We start from the raw sequence: 23295 nt of genomic DNA on the forward strand, positions 1-23295 counted from the left end.
TTATTTTTATATACACCAAAAACATAGTCTGATGCATGGTTTTTTAAAAAATTATCTTCTAATTGAAAAAGCACTACCTGTTTGAACTATTTTAAAATAGGTGTCTATAAAGTCATCTAAAGTAATAAGTGCCATTAATTGTTATTTAAGACAATATCAATATATTTAAGCACTAATGTACTTATTTATTACGTTAGTTTACAGTATTTAAAATATATTTGAACTCTAATATGAATTATGAAGAAATCAATTTTTATATTTTTTTCCTTTTTATCTTTTATAACTTTTTCTCAAATAGATTACAGCAATTCTTGGGAAGATTTTTATTCTTACAACAACGTAAAAGATTTTGTAAAAGTAGATAATATAATTTATGCATTAGTAGATAATGCAGTATTTACCTTTAATGAAAGTACATTAGAAACCGAAAAATTTTCTTCTATTCAAGGTTTGTCTGGCGAAACTACATCTGCTATATTTTACAGTACAGTCTACAAAAGATTGGTTGTTGGTTATGAGAATGGCTTAGTTGAAGTGATTGATGAAAATGGAGAAATTACGATATCTTCTGATATTACCAACTTTAATCAGACTGGCTTTAAAAGTATAAACCATATAGCTGAGTTCGAAAACACATTATACCTAGCAACCCCATTTGCTATAGTAGAATATAACCTAGAAAAATTAGAGTTTGGTGATACTTTTTTCATTGGAAACAATTCTACTTCTTTAGTAATTAATGAAACTTTAGTGTTAGATAATACTATTTATGCTGTAACTGAAGATGGTATATTTAAAGCAGATGCAACAAGTAATTTGTTGATAGATTTTAATAGTTGGCAACAGAGCTTTCCAAACAGAGAGTTTAGTAGAATTGTAAGTTTTGATGATGCTATTTATGTGGCAGAAAAAAATACTTTATACCAACTAGTAAATAATAATTTAACCGAAATAAGACGTTTTTCGGAACCAATTGTCAATTTAAATTCGTCTGATTCTAATCTAATTATTACTCTAAATAATCAGGCAATAGTATTTGATTCAAGCTTAAATGTTCAGCAAGAAATTAACACTACAACAGATTTTAATTTTACGCTTTCTAATGCTTTGTTTGTAAATAACACGATTTATTTAGCCACGAATCAATTTGGAGTGTTGTCTAGAAATTTGGGGCAAGCTGCAAATTTTACAGAGATTCATCCAGAAGGGCCTTTGTCTAACGATGTGTTTTCAATAGCAGCAAAAGACAACGACCTGTGGGTGGTTTATGGAGGTTATAATTTGTTTTACAGTCCATTATTAAAAAGACAAGGATTTAGTCATTATAATGGAGAAGAATGGTTTAATACACCTTTTGATCCTAATTTTCCAGTGATTGATTTGAATCATGTTTCTATAGATCCAAATGCAGAAAATAGAGTCTACATAAGTTCTTTTGGTGATACAAGTGATATTAATTCGGTTTCAACAGGAGGACTTTTAGTAGTAGAGAATAATGAAATAAGCACATTTTACAATCGCTTAAATAGTGGTTTAGAAGATTTAGAACCCACACAACCTAATAGAGTAACTTTACGAATAAGCGGTTCTAAATTTGATAGAGAAGGCAATCTTTGGGTAGCCAATATTAATAGAACAGATGAGCTTAAAAGGTTGTCACCCTCTGGAGTTTGGAGTAGTTATGATTTAAGTGGATTAAAAATCAATCCAACCTTTTTTGGTTTAAGTGAAATTGCAATAGATAACAACCAAACCATTTGGATGGGTACTAGAAGAAATGGTATTTATGCCTTTAATGAAAATGGCAATAGAACTAGAGCATTAGTAACCACGCCAAATCTTGGTAATTTGCCAGATACAGATGTGTTAACAGTGGCAGTAGACAGATCTAATAGAATTTGGATGGGTACCAGAACAGGAATGGTTGTATTTAGAAATGCATCTACCGTTTTTGATGCAGAAGTTTTAAACGCACAACCTGTAATCATAGAAGAAAATGGTGTAGGTGAACGCTTGTTAGGAGACCAAAGAGTAAATACAATAAAGGTTGATGGTGCAGACAACAAATGGTTTGGAACAGAAAATGGTGGAGTTTTATATACGAATCCTTCAGGAACAACTACCCTGAATAATTTTAGCACTCAAAATTCGCCTTTACCATCTAACAAAATTTTGAAAATTGCTATAGATGATTCAAGTGGAAAAGTGTTCTTTGCTACTGAAAAAGGAATAGTTGCCTACAATAGTAATGTAGCACCTTTTGGTGAAGTTTTAGATGAAGTTTATGCCTACCCAAACCCTGTTTTAAAAAACCATAATACTGTTACAATAACTGGTAGAAATGGAAATAATTTACCTAAAGGTACTAATGTAAAAATTCTTGATGTTGCAGGCTATTTAGTTTATGAAACCAATGTTGTAGAAGGGCAAGAAGTTCAAGGAGGTAAAGTAGTTTGGGATAAGCGAAACCTTGCAGGTACTAAAGTTTCATCTGGTGTGTATATTGTTTTGTTGTCTAATGATGATGCCTCTGAAACTGCAACAGCTAAAATTGCAATTGTAAATTAATGGCAATTGTAACTACAAAAGCAATTGTGCTTAGTGCCATTAAATATGGTGATACCAGTTTAATTGTAAAATGCTATACACAAGAAGAAGGTATTAAAACTTATATGATTAGAGGTGTTTTAAAACCTAAAAAGAAAGGTATAACTGCTGCTTATTTTCAGCCACTAACCCAATTGAAAATTGTAGCCAATCACAATTCGAAAAATACATTAAACTCGCTTAAAGAAGTACAGGTTCATCAGCCTTATAAAACAGTATACAGCAATATTGTAAAGCAGTCTGTAGTTTTATTTTTATCTGAAGTTTTGAGTAATGCCATACAAGAAGAAGAGCAAAATACCACTCTTTATGAGTATTTAGAAACAGCATTACAATGGTTAGATTTGCATGATAATGTTGCCAACTTTCACTTGTTGTTTTTACTAAATTTAACTGGTTTTCTAGGTTTTTATCCAGACTTGTCTGATCATACTAAAAATGGTTTTGATCTGTTAGAAGGTGTTTATTCTGATAATTTTGCCAATAAAAATGTAATTCATAAAAACGATTTTTATCAATTTAAAAAGCTGTTAGGCATAAATTTTGATGAAATACAAGAAGTGTCTTTTAGTAAAGAAGAAAGGCAGGTAGTTTTGCAGATAATAATTCAGTATTTTAAACTACATTTGGGCAATTTTAGAAATCCTAAATCTTTACAAGTTTTAGAAACCGTTTTTAGTTGATGATGAAGAACATTTTTATTTATTTTATTTTTTTGGTTGGTGGCTCATCTATAGCGCAAACTGTTAAAGTTTTAGATAAAGAAACAGGCAGAGGAGTTAAAAATGTTAGTATTTTTAATGAGGATAATACTGTAAGTTTATCTACAGATAAAGAAGGGTTTGCAGATGTATCTCTAATTAAGGATAATGAGGTAATTATATTTTCTCACATCTCATATGCAGTTTATCGCATAAAAAAATCAAACTTAAAAAATCGAAATTTTGTAATTCAACTCATCAAAGAATCTGAACAACTAGATGAGGTTGTAATTTCTGCATTTAAAAAAGATGTAAAAACCAAACGAATTGCAGAACGAATAGCTGTTGTTTCTAAAAAAGATATCCGTAAAATTTCGCCACAAACTTCTGCAGATTTATTAGCAGCAATTCCTGGTATTAAAGTACAAAAATCTCAATTTGGTGGTGGTAGTCCTGTAATTAGAGGAATGGAATCTAACCGTGTTTTATTGGTGGTAGATGGTGTTAGAATGAACAATGCAATATATAGAAAAGGGCACTTACAAAATTCAATAACACTGTCTCCTAACTTACTTGAGAAAACAGAGGTTGTGTTTGGACCATCTTCTGTTATTTATGGTTCAGATGCTTTGGGTGGTGTTATTCATTATTACACAAAAACACCTCAATTATCAGAAAATAACGAGGTAAAAAGTCAACTTTTTTCTAGATTTTCAACAGTAAATCAAGAAATAACCACAAGTGTTTCTGCTGAGTTAAGTTTCGAAAAATGGGCATCTTTTACAAGTATTTCTTATTCTGATTTTGGCGATTTAAGAGCGGGTAAAAATAGAAATCATGGTTTTGAAGATTGGGGTAAAGTGTTCTATTATTCCGAAAATGTAAATGGGAATTACGCTGCAAATCCTACACTGAATTCAAATCCTAATTTATTAAGAAATACTGGATACAATCAAACAGATTTCTTACAAAAGTTTTTCGTGCCTTTGTCAAAAGACACCGATCTTAAAGTAAATTTACAGTATTCTACGTCTTCAGATATTCAAAGGTTTGATAGGTTAACAGAGTTAACAGACCTTACAGATGTGTCTTCTTTAAAGTTTGCAGAATGGTATTATGGGCCTCAACAAAGATTTTTATTATCCTCTCAATTAGATGTTCATCCGCACAAAAATTGGTTGGAAACAGGAACAATAACAGCTGCTTATCAAAATATAAAAGAGAGTAGAATCCAAAGAAAATTTGGTAGTTTAGATAGGTCTTATAGAGAGGAAACTGTGAATGTTTTCAGTTTAAATGGCGATTTTTCTGTGCCTTTAGCAAATAATAATTCACGAATTTTATCTTACGGATTTGAGTTTGCTTATAATGATGTTGCATCGAATTCATTTGGAAAAACCTTAAACATAGAAAATGGTCAAATCAATGGTTTTTCTAATGATTTTAAGGTACAGTCAAGATATCCAGATGGTGGTAGTAACTTTTTAACTTCTGCAGTTTATATTGGTTACAGGCAAGATTTGAATAGAAAATCTACTCTAAACTCTGGTATTCGATTTACAAATATTCAGAAAAATGCAACTTGGATCGATGAGACATTTTTAACCTTCGATGATAAAGATATATCTAGAAACAATTCAGCTGTAACAGCCACTTTAGGATATGTTTATAAACCAAATACAAATTGGCAATTAAACAGTGTTTTATCTTCTGGTTTTAGATCTCCAAATATTGATGATGTAGGTCGTGTTCGAGAAAAATCTGGTAATGTAACTATCCCTAATATTAATGTAAATCCTGAATTTGCATACAATGCAGAGTTTGGTTTACAGAAGTATTTTAATAATAAAAAATTTAGGCTAGGAGCTAATTTCTATTACACTCTTTTAGATAATTATATTCAAAGAGATTTTGTGTACAATGCAGATGGTTCTATTCAGCAAGTAGAATTTGATGGCGAATTCGGAAATGCAGTTAATAATCAAAATAAAGGTACAGCTTATATTTTGGGGTATACAATTAATTATTTGGGTAAAATTTCTAAGACGATTAATACATCAGGATTTGTAACCTATACAAAGGGTAGAACTTATGATACTGAAGAACCAATGTCATCTATTCCGCCATTATTTGGTCAGTTTGAGGTAAATTATAAGAAAGAAAAATTGGCTTTAGGAGCAGAGTTTAGATTTAATAGTAAAAAAGATATCGAAGATTTTAATTTTACAGAAGGTACAGACAATCACGATTTAACTCCGATTGTAAATGCTAATGCTACCAGTGATGAAGATATATACTTTGGTTCTCCTAGTTGGATGACTTTTGGATTAAATGGATCTTATGATGTAAGTACAAATTTTTCTGTGCAAGCCAGATTAGACAATATTTTTGACGAGCACTACATTGAATTTGCTTCTGGTGTATCTTCTCCAGGAAGAAATTTATCTGTTTCTTTCGTGGCTAACTTTTAACTAGATTATTTAATACGTTTTCCTTCGTCATCGAAGTTTTCATTTATTGCACGTTCTGTTTTAATTAAGCTAACCAAAATTGCTAACGCCACAAAAACCATAGGTTGCCAAGTTAATTGTTCTACACTAATACTTGTTAAAACCAAAGCTGCTAGTAAAGAAATACCACTATATTTTAAAAAAGCCACATTAAAAGTTGAGTTGGCAAAATGCCAAATATCTTCATTTTGCATGGCTTTTGGAGTTCTGTAACCATATAAACCATTGATTTTTTTTGGTGGAAATTTCCAGAAAATAATGCTAATTAAAAACAATACACCATTTGTAGTTAATATATAAATATAAGGTTCCATTTAAAATCTGTTTTTGTTATATTTTATTTTTTTATAGGTCTCATTAATCCTTCTTGAGCAAAAGAAGCCACCAATTTACCATCTCTGGTAAAAATGTTTCCTCTGCACAAACCTCTTGCACCATAAGCATTTGGTGAGTCTGCAGAAAAGAGCATCCAATCATTAAAATCAAAATCTCTAAAAAACCACATAGAATGATCTAAACTTGCAGTCATTGTATTTGCAAAACTATAGTTTTCTGCATTAGGATTAAAGGCTGCATTTAGAACATTATAATCAGAAATATAGGTTAGTATTTGGTGCTTTAATTTTAAGTCCATTTTAGGAATAGTGCCTTTTAATTTAAACCAAATTTCTTCTTTAGCTTCTTTGTTTTCTGGCTTTAAAGGATTTGGTACAACTACAGGCTTAAATTCAATTGGCCTTTCTATACTTAAAAAAGACTTGACACCTTTTGGTAAAAAGTCGCCAAATTTTACAGCCATTTCTTCCCAACTCAATAATTCTTCTGGCTGTTTTACATCAAAATTCATTTTTGTTTGATGCTCAAAACCTTCCTCCTTTTTATGGAAAGATGCAGCAAGAATAAAAATGGTTTTTCCATTTTGGCTAGCAGTTACTCTTCTTGTGGCAAAACTACCTCCATCTCTCATAATAGCAACATCATAAGAAATAGGAACCTTCAAATCTCCTGCCTCTAAGAAATAAGAATGCAAAGAGTGCAAAAATCGATTTTCTGGAATGGTTCTATAAGCTGCATTAACGGCTTGTGCTAAAACTTGACCACCAAAAACAATAGCACTACCTATGGTTACACTTTCTCCTAAAAAAGTACGTTCATTTACTTCTTCTAAGTTTAATAAGTTTATTAATTCTGCACTTGTTTTCATTGGGGTTTATTTTTAAAAGGTAAATTTTGACGAAATGGAGTGGGTTGCACTCTCATTAAAAATAACTTTATTAATTTATTGGTTATACTTTTCTTATGACGAAGGTACATGGTTAAATCTTGTGGTTCTGCACCTACAGAGCTTTTAATTTCGCTTGCTGTTCGTCCAAAGTTCAAGGTTTTTAAATTATGATCAATAGCAATTTTAATATAATCGTAAAGCATTCTTTGATAGATGGCCAATTGTTTATTTAAACTATAATCTATGCCTACAAAATGTGCATCCAGATTTTTGTTATTTATAACGCCAGTCATAAAACCAACCATTTTATCTTCTAAATAATACGTTTTAATAATGTAATTGTTATTTAATTGATTGATAAAATCTTTGTAGGTGCTTAAATTAAAATCACTCAAATTAAAAGAAGCATTTTTTGCCACTTTTTTATAAAGCTCTTCCATTTTAGGAAGCTGTTCTTCTATAGAGTTTTTGGTTACAGTTTTTACAATTAAACTTGCACTTAATTTAAAGGCTTTTTTTGCTTTAACTCTAAATTTGGTTTTAAGGGCTTGTAAATAATCATCAAAATTTTGCCAACTTTCATCTATATGCAATACCATATTAGGCTCAACAGAAAAAGGGTGATAGTTATAATCTTTTAATTCATTAGTTATTGAAAGAGATTCGTTTACAAAATCTTTTAAAAGAAAAGCATCAATTTGCAATTTATCGTTTTTGTTGACGTAATTAAGAATGGCCTTTGCCAATTCTTTAATAGTTTGCTTTTTATCAAAACCGTTCGCTATTAAAATGCCATGTTCTCCACTTACAAAGGTATTACCACAAATTAAAAGTTTAAAAGGTTTTTTCTTAGGAAATAAGTTTAATTTTTGACCAAATTCTTTTACTTGTTTCGCAAATGATTCTAAATCATTCTTTACGGTTTCAAAGTAAAAATCTACTATTTGTATAGAGCCAAAACACTTGGCATTTTGCGCTTCATCTAATAAAACCACATAGAAAAAATCTAAATTTTCATGATTATCTTCTATTGATTTTAAAAAGGCCTTTTTGAAATAAACATTATCATTAGCATTTAAAGAGCTCCAAACTTTACTAGGTATTTCATCAACAGACGAGTAATAATTAGCACTGAGATTTTTAGTGGAACAATTCAAAGAATGTATAGTGTTTTTTTGGTTTTGCAAAGTTCTTAAAAATAAATCAGTTTAAAAATTTTGCCATAGAAATAAACAATTATAACGTTTCTTTAACATAGATTAATGAGCACAAATGCACTCTGTTCAATCAAAAAAGTATCTTTGTAGCCTATTTTAAAAAGCTTGTTTACAAGTTCACTTCAACTAACTAAGTTATGAGAAAAGTAATTTTGGCTATTTTAGGTGTAGCATTTATTGCTGGCGCTGTTTTATTAGGTAATTATTTTATCGATAAAAATCAAAAACCAAGACCAACCTTTAAAAAAAGTGTAAAAACTGTTTTTGTTAAGGAAGTTATCAACGAAGAAGTTCCTATAATTTTAACGGCAAATGGTAACCTACAAGCAAAGAATAAAATAGATGTCTTTTCTGAAGTACAGGGTGTATTAAATGCCGGTTATAAGGCGTTTAAGCCAGGAACAAAATATAATAAAGGCGAAATATTATTAAGCATAAATAGTGATGAGTTTAATGCAAGTTTAAAATCACAAAAAAGTAATTTATTCAATTTAATTACTTCTATACTTCCAGATATACGTTTAGATTATACATCAGAATTTAAAAAATGGGAAACGTATTTGCAGAATTTTGATATCAATAAAACCATTGCAAAATTACCTGAGTTTGCTACAGATAAAGAAAAGTACTTTATTTCTGGTAGAGGAATTTTAACAGCGTATTACAATGTAAAAAACTTAGAAGTTCGTTTGTACAAACATCAAATTAGAGCCCCATTTACAGGTGTTTTAACTGAGGCTTTAGTTACCCCAGGAACTTTAATTAGATCAGGTCAAAAATTGGGTGAGTTTATAGATACAGATATTTATGAAATGGAAGTTTCTGTAAGTGCAGAGTTCGCAGATTTATTAAAAGTAGGTAATACTGTAAAGTTGAATAACCTAAACAAGTCTAAAAATTACAAGGGCAAAGTAATTCGTGTTAATGGTAGAATTGATCAAGTTTCTCAAACCATTACAGCGTATATTGATGTTAAGCATCCAGATTTAAAAGAAGGTATGTTTTTAGAGGCGAATTTAGAGGCAAAATCAGAGTCTGATGCCATTGAGATTTCCAGAAAATTATTGGTAGATAATAGCGCAGTTTATACTGTCAAAAATGATAGTGTATTAACATTATCAACGATAGAACCAGTTTATTTTGGTGCAGAAAAGGTGATTGTAAAAGGTTTAGAAAATGGCGATAAGATTTTAACTCAAAATTTACCTGGTGCTTTTGATGGAATGATTGTAAAAACAGAATCTAAAAAGTAATTATATGAAAAAAATAATTACTTATTTCATAAAGTATCCTGTTGCTGTAAATGTAATGATTTTTGCGTTTATCATCTTTGGTGCAGTTGGTGCAATTAGTATGAAATCTTCCTTTTTTCCTTTGGTAGATTCACAGTTAATAAGAATCAATTTAACGTATCCTGGAGCTTCACCTGCAGAAATGGAAGAGGGTGTTGTGCTTAAAATTGAAGATAATTTAAAAGGAATTGTTGGTGTAGAAAGAGTAACTTCTGTATCTAACGAAAATGCTGCAGTTGTAAATGTAGAGGTAGAAAAAGGTAAAAATATAGATGTTGTTTTATCGGATGTAAAAAATGCAGTAGATAGAGTGCCTTCTTTCCCTTCAGGGATGGAACCTGCAGTAATTGCTAAAGTAGAAAGTATTAGACCCACAATTAGTTTTACAGTTAGTGGCGAAAATGTATCGTTAAAATCTTTAAAACAGTATGCTAGAAATATTGAAAATGATATTAGAGGTATCGAAGGCATTTCTCAAGTTGCCATATCTGGTTTTCCTGCAGAAGAAATAGAAATTGCAGTTCGTGAAAATGATTTGTTGGCGTACAACATGTCTTTTACGGAAGTTGCAAACGCTGTTAGGAATTCAAATATTTTAATAACGGGTGGTAATATTAAAACTGCAGAAGAAGATTATTTAATACGTGCAAGTAATCGATCTTATTATGGTGTAGAATTACAGAATCTTATTGTTAGAACAGAAACTAGTGGTAATATTATTCGCTTAAAAGATGTTGCAGAAGTAAGGGATACTTGGTCAGAGAATCCAGATCGATTGTTCTATAATGGAAATTTAGCAATCGATATTACAGTAAGTAATACAAATAACGAAGACCTTATTTCATCTGCAGAAAAAATTAAAGAATACATTTATGAGTACAATCAAAAACAACAGAATGTTCAGTTAAATGTTTCTAGTGATGCTTCTATTACTTTAAATGGTAGAACAAAATTATTGATAGAAAATGGTGTTGTTGGTATATTATTAGTGCTTTTCTTTTTAGCATTATTTCTAAACTTACGTTTGGCAATTTGGGTAGCTTTTGGCTTGCCTGTTGCCTTTTTTGGTATGTTCATTTTTGCAGCGCAATTTAGTGTTACCATTAATGTATTATCACTTTTCGGAATGATTATCGTTATTGGTATTCTGGTTGATGATGGTATTGTAATTGGTGAAAATATTTACCATCATTATTACGATTTGGGAAAATCTAAAATACAAGCTGCAATAGATGGAACAATGGAAGTGATTCCACCAATTGTTTCTGCAATTCTAACCACTATTATTGCATTTTCTACCTTCTTTTTTGTTGATGGTAGAATAGGTAGTTTCTTTGGTGAAGTATCTACAATTGTATTATTAACACTATCTGTTAGTTTAATTGAAGCTCTTATTATTTTACCTGCACATATAGCGCATTCTAAAGCGTTAAAGAGAAGAAAAGAAGAAAATTTAGCAGCCAATTTTAATTTTGATCACTCAGAAATTGAATCTATAGAACACAAGAAGAATCAAGTAATTGTTGTAAAAAATGGTGAAACTATAATTCTTGAAAAAGAAAGTAAAGTAGATGCCTTTTTTGCAAAGGTGAATGGTTTTGCAGATAAATATTTAACTCTTTTTAGAGATAAATACTATGTGCCTTTATTACGTTTTTCTCTTAAAAATAAGTTTTTTGCATTTAGTGTACCTATTGCTATTTTGATTTTTAGTTTTATGGCTATTGGTGGTGGAATTGTAAAAACATCATTCTTTCCAAGAATTGCGAGTGATAGAGTTCAGATTTCTTTAAATATGCCTCAAGGTACAAACGAGCAAATTACAGATTCTATTATCTCTTTTATAGAAACCAAAGTTTGGGAAGTCAATGAAGAATATACAGCCAAACAAACAGGTAATATTCAGGTTGTAGAAAATGTAATTAAAAGAGTTGGGCCAGGTTCTGCAAACGCCACTTTAACTGTAAATCTTTTGCCTGGAGAAGCTAGAGATGTTTCATCACCAGAAATTACAAATGCTATTAGTGATAGAGTAGGTAAAGTATATGGTGTAGAAAGTTTGGTTTTTGGTTCTGGAGGTAATTTTGGAGGTAGCCCAGTTGCAGTATCACTTTTAGGTAACAATATAGAAGAACTTAAAGCAGCAAAAGAAGAGTTAAAGTTTGAGTTAGAAAATAATTCGCTGTTAAAAGATGTTTCAGATAATGATCCTGCAGGAATTAAAGAGGTTAAAATTACTTTAAAAGACAATGCCTATTTACTTGGTTTGAATCTGCAATCTATTATGACACAAGTTCGTTATGGATTTTTTGGTTTTCAAGCTCAACGTTTTCAAAGAGGGCAAGATGAAATAAAAGTTTGGGTGCGTTATGATAAGCAAGATAGATCTTCTATAAAAGACTTAGATGATATGCGAATCATAACTCCTACAGGTAATAGAATTCCGTTTTCAGAAATTGCAAATTATGAAATTGAAAGAGGTGATATTGCTATCAATCACTTAGAAGGGAAACGTGAAATTCAAATTACAGCAGATTTAAAGAATTTAGAAACTAGTGCAACAGAAATATTAGATGATATTAAGGCGAACATTATGCCAGAGATTTTATCTAAATACCCAACTGTTTCACCACTGTTTGAAGGTCAGAATAGAGAGGCTAAAAAAACTACAGATTCTGTAAATGTTGTTGGGCCAATTATTTTGTTATTAATTTATATTGTAATAGCATTTACATTTCGTTCTTACAGTCAGCCAATTTTATTACTTATTATGATACCTTTTAGTATGATTGGTGTTGTCTGGGGGCACTATTTCCATAATTTCCCAATCGGTATTTTATCATGGTTAGGTATTATTGCATTAATAGGAATCATGGTAAATGATGGTTTGGTTTTAATAGGTAAATTCAACAGTTACCTCAAAGAAGGTATGAAATATGATGATGCTTTAATAGCTGCGGGTCAATCAAGATTTAGAGCTATTTTTCTAACTTCATTAACTACAATTGCAGGTTTAGCACCACTTTTATTAGAAAAAAGTAGGCAAGCACAATTTTTAATACCAATGGCTATTTCTATTGCTTATGGTATAGCAATTGCAACGCTTTTAACTTTAGTTATGTTACCACTTTTACTCTCTGTATCTAACTCATTAAAAGTAAATATTAAGTGGTTAAAAACAAATAAAAGGGTTAGTAAAGAAGAAGTAGAAAGAGCCATTATAGAATCTAAGGTTGATGAAGATGATGATGAGGATACAAGTTTAAACCCTAAAAATGTAGTTTATGAAATTGAATAGATACAGCACACTTATAGGTTTATTCATATTGAGTTTTAACGGATTTACTCAAGAAGTTTTAACCAAAGAAAGAGCATTAGAAATTACATTAGAAAATAATTTCGGAATTAAAATTGCGAAGAATAATTTAGCAATAGCAGAGAATAATACAAGTATTTACAATTCAGGAAAATTACCAACTGCTACCATAAATTCTGGTGCTAATTACAGTAGAAATAATCAAAGTTTAACCTTTACAGATAGAGATACAGGAGATGATTCTGAGATTTCAGGAAATGGAGTTGTTGCCAAAACTTACAACGCATCTTTAGCTTTAAACTATACCATTTTTGATGGTTTTGGTCGTAAGTACAATGTAGAGCAGTTAAAACAAACGTATAATTTAACTGAGCTACAAGCTAGAGAAACTATAGAAAATACTTATTTACAGTTGTTTACTACATATTTTCAAATAGCACGTTTATCAGAAAATACAGACAATTTAGCAGAAGCACTTACCATTTCTAAACAGCGTTTACAACGTGCACAGTATCAGTATGATTATGGACAATCTACCAAATTAGAATTTTTAAATGCACAAGTAGATGTAAATAATGATAGCATAGCATTAATTGCTGCCAAACAACAATTAAACAATGCCAAACGTGGTTTAAATGTAATTTTAGGTAAAGATACTAATGCTAAGTTTTTAGTAGAAACAGAAGTAGAATATAACAATATGCTAAGTTTTGAAGAGTTAAAAACAAAAACTTTGCAAAACAATTCTTTGCTAAAACAAAACGAACAGAATATTGCAATTAGTGAGTTTAATGTTAAAATTAATAAAGCTAGTTATATGCCATCTTTAAATTTTAATGCTTCTTATGGCTACAATAGAACTAGAAATGAAAATTTAATAAATCCTTTTGGAGCGAAGTTAATCACTTCAGATGGTTTAAATGCAGGTCTTAATTTAACCTGGAATATTTTTGATGGAGGCTCAACAAAAACTAGAGTAGCAAATGCTAAAATTGCCTTAGATAATCAACAAATTTTATTAGAACAGCAGAAAGTTAATATAGAGAACAACTTAAAAAATACGTGGGAGAACTATAAAAATCAGCTATTTATTTTGAGTGCACAAGAACAAAATGTACAGAGTAATCAAAATAATTTCGATAGAACTCAAGAGCGTTTCAAATTAGGTCAAATTACATCTGTTGAATTTAGGCAAGCTCAAATCAACTTAATTAATGCAAAAACGGCTTTAAATAATGCAAAGTTCGATGCAAAGTTGATAGAACTGCAGCTATTGCAATTAAGTGGAGATATTCTAAACGTGAAATTGTAGAAACCTGATATTTATCATTTCTCATTATTTACGTATTCTCTAATTTTATATTCAAATTAGAATCTTATGAATATGCTTAACTTTCCTTTAGTTTCTTGGGTAAATGGTACTGTTATGATTGGTGTTTTTGTACTAGTTGTTCTAGGCTTAGTACTTGCAGTTTATCTTTTAATGAAAACAGATCAAAAAGCAAAATAGCACAATAATCTCATTATAATTGGTGCTTAAATAGTTTTTCTATGTGTCTATGAATTCTTAAATTTATACATAGAAAAAATTATACATGTCTGATTTTAATTCAAAACTAAATTCCAATTTTGGCTATTTATTTGAAACCGAACTTTTAGAAGAAATCGAAAAAGTTGGTACCTATAAAACTGTATCTAAAAATGAGATTATTATAGATATAGAAGATTATATAAATGCAATGCCACTTCTGTTAAATGGTGCTATAAAAATTTTAAGAGAAGACGAAAAAGGAGATGAGTTGGTTTTGTATTACTTGGAAAAAGGAGATACATGTGCAATAACGTTATCTTGTTGTATGGGCCAAACCAAAAGTAAGATTAGAGCAGTTGCAGAAACTGATGTGTCTTTAATTATGTTACCAAAAGAAAAAATGACAGCTTGGCTTAGTACTTATAAAAGCTGGCAATCTTTTATACTACAAAGTTACCATAACAGGGTAGAAGAACTTTTACAAGCTGTAGATACTATTGCCTTTTTAAAAATGGATGAACGTTTGTTTAAGTATTTAAAAGACAAAGCTATGGTAAATAGTAATGATGAGTTAACAACAACCCATAAACAAATATCCGATGATTTACACACCTCTAGAGTTGTAGTTTCTCGTCTTTTAAAAAAGTTAGAGAATGATGGTAAAATAAAGCTTTTTAGAAACAGTATAAAAGTTTTAGAATTGTAACAAACGTTACTAAAAATGGCGCTATTAAAATTTACCTTTGAGAAAAATATTGAAATATGAGTAGTTTTACAGAAATAATAAATCAGAAGAAACCTGTTTTAGTCGATTTTTTTGCAGTATGGTGTGGTCCATGTAAAATGATGAGTCCAATTTTAAAAGAGGTAAAAGCAGAATTGAATGATGAAGTTTCAATAATTAAAATTGATGTTGATAAAAACCAAAGTTTAGCCGCAAAATTTCAAGTAAGAGGCGTACCAACATTTATGCTTTTTAAAGATGGAAAGCAAGTTTGGAGACAATCTGCAATGTTGCAAAAAAACGATTTAATTTCAGTGATTAAACAGTACAGTTAATATTAATTCAAACACCTTTTTTTAGGTGTTTTTTTATTTTTTAAGATGATTTTTGACGAACAATTTTGGGATAATAAATACATAACGAATAAAACAGGATGGGATTTAGGGCAAGTGTCACCACCCTTAAAAGCCTATTTTGATCAACTCACAAACAAAGACTTAAAAATATTAATTCCAGGAGGAGGCAATTCTCATGAAGCAGAATATTTATTGGAAAATGGTTTTACCAATGTTTATGTAATTGATATTTCTAAGTTAGCTTTAACTAATTTAAAGAATAGAGTACCAGGTTTTCCATCATCGAATTTAATTCATCAAAACTTTTTCGAATTAAACCAAACATTTGATCTTGTTATAGAGCAAACCTTCTTTTGTGCTTTAAACCCCAATTTAAGAGAGGAATATGTTTCTAAGATGCATAGTGTTTTAAATGACAATGGCAAATTGGTAGGCTTACTTTTTGATGCGAAATTAAATGAAGATCATCCACCTTTTGGAGGTAGTAAAAAAGAGTATACATCTTTATTTCGAAACCTATTTACAATTGAAGTTTTGGAAGAATGTTATAATTCTATAGAAAATAGAAAAGGAATGGAGTTGTTCTGTAAGTTTGTAAAATAAAAAAACACCAAATTATTTGGTGTTTTTTGTCTTTAAAGAACTAGTTATTTTATTTAAAACCATTTAAACCTGTAATGTCTAAACCTGTAATTAGTAAGTGAATATCGTGTGTACCTTCATAGGTAACTACACTCTCTAAATTCATCATATGACGCATTATAGAGTAATCTCCAGAAATACCCATTCCACCCAACATTTGCCTTGCTTCTCTTGCAACTTTTAAAGCCATTTCTACATTATTACGCTTTGCCATAGAAATTTGTGCTGAGGTTGCTTTACCTTCGTTTTTCAAAGTTCCCAATCGCCAAGCTAATAATTGTGCTTTGGTAATTTCTGTAATCATTTCAGCAAGTTTCTTTTGTTGTAGTTGAAATTGACCAATTGGTTTGCCAAATTGCTCACGTTCTTTCGCATAACGTAAAGCAGTGTCATAACAATCCATAGCTGCACCAATGGCACCCCAAGAAATTCCATATCTAGCTGAATCTAAACAACCTAAAGGCGCTCCTAATCCAGATTTATTTGGTAATAAATTTTCTTTTGGAACTTGTACATTATCAAAAATAAGTTCTCCAGTTGCAGAAGCACGTAAAGACCATTTATTATGTGTTTCAGGTGTAGAGAATCCTTCCATGCCACGTTCTACAATTAAACCATGAATTCTGCCTTCTTCATTTTTAGCCCAAACCACAGCAACATCGCAAAAAGGTGCATTTGAAATCCACATTTTAGCCCCATTTAAAAGATAATGATCTCCTTTGTCTTTAAAATTGGTTTCCATTCCACCAGGATTAGAACCATGATTTGGCTCGGTTAAACCGAAAGAACCCATCCATTCACCAGAAGCTAGTTTTGGTAAATATTTTTTTCGTTGTTCATCATTTCCATAGGTAAATATAGGATACATCACTAAAGAAGATTGTACTGAAGCAGTAGATCTTACACCAGAGTCGCCTCTTTCAATTTCCTGCATGATTAATCCGTACGAAATTTGATCTAAACCAGCACCACCAAATTCTTCTGGTATGTAAGGACCAAAAGCACCTATTTCTGCTAAACCATTAATTATTTGTTTTGGAAATTCAGCCTTTTGAGCATAATCTTCAATAATTGGTGATACATCACGTTTAACCCAATCTCTTGCAGAGTCACGAATTAATTTATGCTCTTCTGTAAGTAAATCATCTATGTTATAATAATCTGGTGCTTGAAATAAATCTGGCTTCATCTATGAATCTTATTTTTCTATTTGTGTAATATTTAACAAAAATATCAATATTTGTTTTATTTACAACAATTTAAATTATAAATGCTGTAAGTTTTGCGTATATAAAAATACGTAAAATTTGAAAGTTACTTCAAAGAAACGTTTTAAAAGTTATTGTTTTCTGTTAAGTTTGTAATGATGAAGTATACCCTTGGAAAACAAGAGAGATTAAAAAGTAAAAAACTCATAGAAAAGCTATATAAAGAAGGCAGTTCTGTAAAAGCATTTCCGTTAAGAATGGTTTTTTTACAAACAGAACATACTTCAGAGTATCCTGCACAAATGGGAGTTTCTGTAGCCAAAAGAAATTTTAAAAAAGCACCAGATAGAAATAGACTTAAAAGGTTAATGCGTGAAAGTTATCGTTTACAAAAAGAAATTGTTTACAATAATGCAGATAAGCCTTATGTTTTTATGATTTCGTATCTTGGTAAAGAAGAAAAAGAGTATCATGAAATCTATACTAAAATGAACAAATTGTTGCATTTGTTTGTAAGTGAGATAAAAAACAAAAAAAACGATGAACATCAATCATAAAAAGAAAATAGGCATTGTTGTATTTGTGGCAGTGCTTTTTTTATCATTTTCATTTAAATCTAAATTTTTTGAAGTAGCAAAACAGATTGAGATCTACAATTCTTTATTCAAGGAGTTAAATATGTATTATGTAGATGAAATTAATCCTGCAGATTTAACAGATAAAGTTATTAAAAACACCTTAAAAGATTTAGATCCTTACACTAATTTTTATAACGAACAAGATGTTGAAGATGCTAAAATTAGAAGAGAAGGTGAGTATGCAGGAATTGGTGTTTCTGTGTATTACACAAATCAAGGAATTCAAATTAAAGAAATTTACAAAGGGTTTTCTGCTGATAAATCTGGTTTAAAAGCAGGTGATATAGTTGTTTCTGTGGATGGCCAATCATTAAAAAATATGGAGAGAGACGAACTTTCTATGTTTTTAAAAGGTACACCAAACACAAAGGTGAATGCCAAAATTTTAAGGCAAGGTCAAATTCTAGATAAAGTTTTGGTGAGAGAAAAGGTTGTTGTAAACCCTGTGCCTTTCTATCAAATGATAAACGAAGAGACTGGATACATTACCTTAACTCGATTTAATAATAAAGCTTCCTCTGAAGTAAAAAAGGCTTTTATTGATTTGAAAGCCAAAGGAATGAAAAAATTGGTTTTTGATTTGCGTTCAAATCCTGGTGGATCGCTTTTAGAGGCTATAAATATTTCTAACTTTTTTGTACCAAAAGGCAAAACCATTGTAACAACAAAAGCAAAAATTAAAAAATGGAGTAATAATTATAAGGGTTCTAATGATCCTTTAGATTTAGAAATTCCGATTGTAATTTTAGTAAACGGAAGTTCTGCTTCAGCATCAGAAATTGTAAGCGGTTCTCTGCAAGATTATGACAGAGCAGTTATTATGGGTCAGCGTTCTTTTGGTAAAGGTTTAGTTCAACGTCAAAAAGAACTTACCTATGGTACACAATTAAAACTAACTATTTCTAAATATTACACCCCTAGTGGAAGGTGTATACAAGAATTAGATTACACCAATAGAGATACTAAAACAGGTATTGTACCTAAGTTTTCTGATAGAGGTATTAACGCTTTTAAAACGGCTAATGGAAGAACGGTTTATGATGGAGGAGGAATTATGCCAGATGTGGAAATTAAATTATCAGCTAAAACAGAGGCTACAGATGCATTAATAGGCTCTAAAGCATTGTTTAATTTTGCCACAGACTACTATTATGAAAACACAAATATTGCAGATCCAGAAAACTATGTTTTTACAAAAACTGATTTTAAAAAGTTTACGAATTATTTAGTTAGCGATACTACGTTTGTAACTCCACAAGAAAAAATGTTCGAAAAAGCATATTTAGCTACCGAAAACAATGCTATTGCTAAAGAATACCAAAACTTAAAAAACAGTTTAGTTGAACAAAAATTAAGTGCAATTAAGAAGAATGAAGATATACTTACAAATTTGTTGCAAGAAGAAATCTTGTTAAAATATTATTTTAAAGAAGGGGTTTATCAAAATAGAATTAAGAAGGATGAGGTTATTTCTCAGGCAGTTAATTTGCTTAATAATCAGCCAAAGTATAATCAAATATTATCAGGCAAATAACTATATATTTGCAAGACAAAATTTAGAATGTTACATACCAAAAATATAGAGAGAACAAGGGCTCAAGAGTCTACAAATGCCATTGAAAAATTATACATTTCAATGCGACACCTATTTACAAGAGGTTTTTATAAACCAATGGGTGTTTCTGGAGAAACTTTACGAAAATCGTTATTGTTATTACGTCCAGAAATTTACGGTTCTATTGCAGAAGAAAAAATTGAATTAGATGGTTTAGTTTATGTAATTGAAAGGTTGCCAGAAGGAATTGAGCAATGTCAATTTATTAATTTAACTGCAGATGAAGGTTATAAAAACTCTCATTTTAAGGCAATAATTCCACCAAAAAGAAGAAGAAATTGCTACAGAATTGATAAAGATCAAATGAATATTGAAATTACCAGAGGTAGATCTGAGATTTATGATATTCTAACCCACTTAACATTTTTATTTATAGAGTCTCATAAAATTCAAGAGCGAGTTTCTATTAATGAAGGTGAAGATTTTACCAGAGAATGGCTTCATTTAGAGGATGTTGTTTTACATCAAAAAGAAATATCCGAAGAAGAAAAAGAAGTAATTATTGTTCATTTGGGTAATATTTTAGGTAGAACTTTTGATGAAGTTTCTGCCACTTACAAGATTTTTTCAACAGAAGAAAATCCACATAAATTTTTCGGATTAATTTATTGGTTAGGAAAATTAGCCATTAAAGAAGTGCTTGAAAGTAAAAAAAGAACAGTAACCTTTAGCTCACTATTAATAGAAGAAATTGGGCATCATATTTATGGTGAAATTTGGGCAAATGACATCAAACATATTTTAAAAGAATATCAATTATTAGAAAGACCTTTGCATATTATAAGTGCAAATATGCACAGTGTTCTTAATTCTATTTATGCAAAAGGAGCTTTGCCAAAAGAAGCAGAAAGTCATAAAGAATTTGAACTTTATCAACTTTTAAGTAATTCAGATAGTAAACCATTGCAAAAGAAAGTGATGGATTATGCTTCAAAAAATGGTTTGATTTACGTTAAAGATACTTCAGGTACCAATATTAATGTACAAATTATTGATACAGATAAAATAAATTTTAATGATTCTCCGTTTCAAAAACAGCATTCTTTAGAAGAGAAACCTGTAATTATTGTTATGGATTATGCTTTTGGTGAACAAGCTTATGAAACGATGGACGAATTGTTAAAGCCATATGAAGCAGATGCAGAAAAAGTTCACTTAGATGTTAAATCTATTTCAATTATGGGTAAAGCTGGTATTTTAGAAGGTGGTAAAGGAGATATAATGATTCCTTCTGCCCATATTTTTGAAGGTACAGCAGATAATTATCCTTTTAAAAATGAACTTAAGAAAGAAGATTTAGAGGGTTTTGGAGTAAAAGTTTTTGATGGTTCTATGATTTCTGTTTTAGGTACATCTTTACAGAATAAAGATTTATTAAAATTCTTTCATGATTCTACATGGAATGTAATTGGTTTAGAGATGGAGGGTGCACATTACCAAAAGGCAATTCAGTCTGCATCTAAAATTAGAGGTAATATTTCTGAAGATGTAAAAGTAAGATATGCTTATTATGCCTCAGATAACCCTCTGGAAACAGGAGCAACATTGGCTTCTGGAGGATTGGGGATGACAGGTGTTACACCAACATATGCCATAACACAGAGAATTCTCGAACAAATATTTTAAATTAAACTAGCTTTAATATATAGTAATATGTCAACAAATCAACCAAACAATAAAAACGAAGAAGAAGTAGATTTAGGATCATTATTTGTAATTATTGGTAAAGGATTCAAAAACTTTTTCAATTTTATTGGTAATATCTTTAAAGGGATTTTCGACTTTTTTATCGTTATTCTTTTATTTCTAAGATCTAATTTTATCAAAATTTCTGGGGCTTTACTTCTAGGAATTATTGTTGGTTTCATTTTTGAGACCTCAAAACCAGATTCTTTTGGCTCAGAAATGATACTTCAACCAAACTTTAAAAGTTCTAGACAGCTCTACAATAACATTAATTTTTATAATGATCTTGTAAAACAGAAAGATACAGCAGCGCTTCAAAAAGTATTTAATTTAGATAAAGCTGAGGCAGCTTCATTACAAAAATTTACCATTGAGCCAATTAGGGTTGAGAACGATATTATAAATGCTTACGATCAATTAGTTTTAGAGGTAGACACTTTAACCATTAAAAGTTACGAATTTGAAACTTTTAAAAATTCGTTTACAGACTATGATTATAATTTTCACAAGATTAATGTAGTCGCTCAAAAAAATGATGTTTTTGATAAGTTAGATGAGGTTATAATTTCATCTGTTGTAAATAATAAATATTTCAAAAGATTTAAAGAACTAACCAATGAGAATCTAAACAGAAAAGATTCCTTATATCGTAAAAATTTAGTTCAGTTAGATTCTTTGAGAAGGGTCTATATGCAGGTAATGCTAGAAGAAGCTAAAAACCCAAATTCAGGAACAAGTATAGATTTAGGTTCAACTGCAACTAAAACCACAAATGAATTAGAGCTTTTTAATACGAATAGAAGACTTAATTCAGATCTAGAAGAAATATCAGAAGAGAAATCAAAAAATTACGAAGTAATCAATGTAATTTCTAATTTTCAACCTATTGGTCATGAATTTAAAGAGGTTACCAAAAATTATGCATTTTTAGTAGGTATTGCATTTGCAGGTCTAATGATCTTAATACTTCTGTTAATTAAATTGAATAGGTATTTAGAAAACTATAATAAATAGCTATGAAATCACTTTTAATCACTGGTGGAGCAGGCTTTATTGGCTCTAATTTTATACCCTATTTTTTAGAAAATAATAAAGATGTAAAGGTTGTAAATTTAGACTTGTTAACTTACGCTGGTAATTTAGAGAATTTAAAGGAAATTGAAGATCACGATAATTATGATTTTGTAGAAGGTGATATTTGCGATAGAAAATTAGTAGAATCACTTTTTAATAAACATAATTTTGATGGAGTAATTCATTTTGCAGCAGAATCTCATGTAGATAATTCCATTGAAAACCCAGATGCATTTGTAAGAACCAATGTCTTTGGAACGTTTAATATAATTGATGTTGCAAAGAACTTTTGGATGCATTCTCCATTTCAATTTAATGAAGGTTTTGAAAATTCTAGGTTCCATCATATTTCTACAGACGAAGTTTATGGTACATTAGGAGATTCAGGCTTATTTACAGAAAAAACACCTTATTCACCCAATAGTCCTTATAGTGCTTCAAAAGCATCTTCAGATTTTTTGGTGAGAAGCTATTTTCATACGTATGGTATGAATGTAATTACAACAAATTGTTCTAATAATTATGGTCCTAAACAGCATAATGAAAAGTTAATACCCACCATTATTAGAAAAGCTTTATCGAATGATAAAATCCCCATTTATGGAGATGGAAAAAATATTAGAGATTGGTTATATGTTTTAGATCATTGTAGAGGCATTGATTTGGTGTATAAAAACGGTAAGTTCGGTGATACCTACAATATTGGGGGTAGAAATGAAAGAGACAACTTATATATTGCCAATAAAATTTGTGAGATTTTAGATGAAGTTCAACCTAAAAATGAATCTTATAAAAATCAAATTAGTTTTGTAAAAGACAGACCTGGTCATGATTTTAGATATGCTATAGATGCTGATAAAATAGAGCGTGAATTAGGCTGGAAAGCTCAAGAAAATTTTGAATCAGGAATCAAAAAAACTATTGAGTGGTATTTAAAAAAATATCAATAAAAT

At 30.1% G+C, this 23295-nt stretch carries 19 protein-coding genes; 15 read left to right on the forward strand and 4 right to left on the reverse strand.

Annotation, left to right across the window (positions count from 1 at the left end):
- Nucleotides 1–237 precede the first annotated feature (237 nt).
- Genes MED152_RS10395 through MED152_RS10405 form a run of 3 tightly spaced genes read left to right on the forward strand, consistent with a single transcriptional unit; the run spans nucleotide 238 to nucleotide 5779 of the window.
- Nucleotides 238–2568: a hypothetical protein gene (locus tag MED152_RS10395; RefSeq protein WP_015481838.1), complete on the forward strand. Its 2331-nt coding sequence runs from the start codon at nucleotides 238–240 to the stop codon at nucleotides 2566–2568.
- The gene (gene recO / locus MED152_RS10400; protein ID WP_015481839.1) at nucleotides 2568–3290 is read left to right on the forward strand and encodes a DNA repair protein RecO; all 723 of its coding nucleotides are present in this window, start codon (nucleotides 2568–2570) and stop codon (nucleotides 3288–3290) included. Before MED152_RS10395 ends, recO begins: the two co-directional genes overlap by 1 nt.
- Nucleotides 3290–5779, forward strand: a complete 2490-nt coding sequence (locus MED152_RS10405) for a TonB-dependent receptor (RefSeq protein ID WP_015481840.1) — start codon at nucleotides 3290–3292, stop codon at nucleotides 5777–5779. The genes recO and MED152_RS10405 overlap by 1 nt, the downstream gene beginning before the upstream one ends.
- Before the next feature lie 5 nt (nucleotides 5780–5784).
- Here the strand turns inward: MED152_RS10405 and MED152_RS10410 are convergent, their stop codons facing one another.
- The 3 genes from MED152_RS10410 to MED152_RS10420 are packed head-to-tail and all read right to left on the reverse strand — an operon-like array spanning nucleotide 5785 to nucleotide 8200.
- Nucleotides 5785–6132: an SdpI family protein gene (locus MED152_RS10410; protein WP_015481841.1), complete on the reverse strand. Its 348-nt coding sequence runs from the start codon at nucleotides 6130–6132 to the stop codon at nucleotides 5785–5787.
- Nucleotides 6133–6155: 23 nt separating this feature from the next.
- Nucleotides 6156–7022 (reverse strand): acyl-CoA thioesterase II, encoded by an 867-nt coding sequence (locus tag MED152_RS10415; protein ID WP_015481842.1) that lies wholly within the window; start codon nucleotides 7020–7022, stop codon nucleotides 6156–6158.
- Complete coding sequence (locus MED152_RS10420) at nucleotides 7019–8200, reverse strand: peptidogalycan biosysnthesis protein (protein WP_015481843.1); 1182 nt, start codon at nucleotides 8198–8200, stop codon at nucleotides 7019–7021. Before MED152_RS10420 ends, MED152_RS10415 begins: the two co-directional genes overlap by 4 nt.
- 197 nt (nucleotides 8201–8397) lie before the next feature.
- On the opposite strand from MED152_RS10420, the gene MED152_RS10425 reads away from it, so the two are divergent.
- The 7 genes from MED152_RS10425 (at nucleotide 8398) to MED152_RS10450 (ending at nucleotide 16082) form a co-directional block, all read left to right on the forward strand.
- Nucleotides 8398–9513 (forward strand): efflux RND transporter periplasmic adaptor subunit, encoded by a 1116-nt coding sequence (locus tag MED152_RS10425; RefSeq protein WP_015481844.1) that lies wholly within the window; start codon nucleotides 8398–8400, stop codon nucleotides 9511–9513.
- Nucleotides 9514–9517: 4 nt separating this feature from the next.
- A complete protein-coding gene (locus tag MED152_RS10430; protein WP_015481845.1) occupies nucleotides 9518–12850 on the forward strand; it encodes an efflux RND transporter permease subunit in 3333 nt (1110 codons plus the stop codon).
- A complete protein-coding gene (locus tag MED152_RS10435; RefSeq protein WP_015481846.1) occupies nucleotides 12837–14180 on the forward strand; it encodes a TolC family protein in 1344 nt (447 codons plus the stop codon). The genes MED152_RS10430 and MED152_RS10435 overlap by 14 nt, the downstream gene beginning before the upstream one ends.
- A 66-nt stretch (nucleotides 14181–14246) precedes the next feature.
- Nucleotides 14247–14378 (forward strand): hypothetical protein, encoded by a 132-nt coding sequence (locus tag MED152_RS13860; RefSeq protein WP_015481847.1) that lies wholly within the window; start codon nucleotides 14247–14249, stop codon nucleotides 14376–14378.
- Nucleotides 14379–14463: 85 nt separating this feature from the next.
- Complete coding sequence (locus MED152_RS10440; protein ID WP_015481848.1) at nucleotides 14464–15105, forward strand: Crp/Fnr family transcriptional regulator; 642 nt, start codon at nucleotides 14464–14466, stop codon at nucleotides 15103–15105.
- Nucleotides 15106–15161: 56 nt separating this feature from the next.
- Entirely contained in the window at nucleotides 15162–15458 is a 297-nt protein-coding gene (gene trxA / locus MED152_RS10445; protein WP_015481849.1) for a thioredoxin, read from the forward strand.
- Between the two features lie 45 nt (nucleotides 15459–15503).
- Nucleotides 15504–16082: a methyltransferase gene (locus MED152_RS10450; RefSeq protein ID WP_015481850.1), complete on the forward strand. Its 579-nt coding sequence runs from the start codon at nucleotides 15504–15506 to the stop codon at nucleotides 16080–16082.
- A gap of 49 nt (nucleotides 16083–16131) precedes the next feature.
- Here MED152_RS10450 and MED152_RS10455 read toward each other — a convergent pair whose 3' ends face one another.
- Nucleotides 16132–17310: an acyl-CoA dehydrogenase family protein gene (locus MED152_RS10455; protein WP_015481851.1), complete on the reverse strand. Its 1179-nt coding sequence runs from the start codon at nucleotides 17308–17310 to the stop codon at nucleotides 16132–16134.
- Between the two features lie 177 nt (nucleotides 17311–17487).
- Between MED152_RS10455 and rnpA the strand changes: the two genes are divergently transcribed.
- Genes rnpA through rfbB form a run of 5 tightly spaced genes read left to right on the forward strand, consistent with a single transcriptional unit; the run spans nucleotide 17488 to nucleotide 23292 of the window.
- Complete coding sequence (rnpA, locus tag MED152_RS10460) at nucleotides 17488–17886, forward strand: ribonuclease P protein component (protein ID WP_041383598.1); 399 nt, start codon at nucleotides 17488–17490, stop codon at nucleotides 17884–17886.
- Nucleotides 17870–19501: a S41 family peptidase gene (locus MED152_RS10465; RefSeq protein ID WP_015481853.1), complete on the forward strand. Its 1632-nt coding sequence runs from the start codon at nucleotides 17870–17872 to the stop codon at nucleotides 19499–19501. Before rnpA ends, MED152_RS10465 begins: the two co-directional genes overlap by 17 nt.
- Nucleotides 19502–19528: 27 nt before the next feature.
- The gene (locus MED152_RS10470; RefSeq protein ID WP_015481854.1) at nucleotides 19529–21208 is read left to right on the forward strand and encodes a hypothetical protein; all 1680 of its coding nucleotides are present in this window, start codon (nucleotides 19529–19531) and stop codon (nucleotides 21206–21208) included.
- 27 nt (nucleotides 21209–21235) lie between these two features.
- Nucleotides 21236–22282: a hypothetical protein gene (locus MED152_RS10475; RefSeq protein WP_015481855.1), complete on the forward strand. Its 1047-nt coding sequence runs from the start codon at nucleotides 21236–21238 to the stop codon at nucleotides 22280–22282.
- 2 nt (nucleotides 22283–22284) lie between these two features.
- Nucleotides 22285–23292, forward strand: coding sequence for a dTDP-glucose 4,6-dehydratase (gene rfbB / locus MED152_RS10480; RefSeq protein WP_015481856.1), 1008 nt, complete (start codon nucleotides 22285–22287; stop codon nucleotides 23290–23292).
- Nucleotides 23293–23295 lie beyond the last annotated feature (3 nt).

This window comes from Polaribacter sp. MED152, from assembly GCF_000152945.2.
In the GTDB taxonomy this organism is placed as follows: Bacteria; Bacteroidota; Bacteroidia; order Flavobacteriales; family Flavobacteriaceae; genus Polaribacter.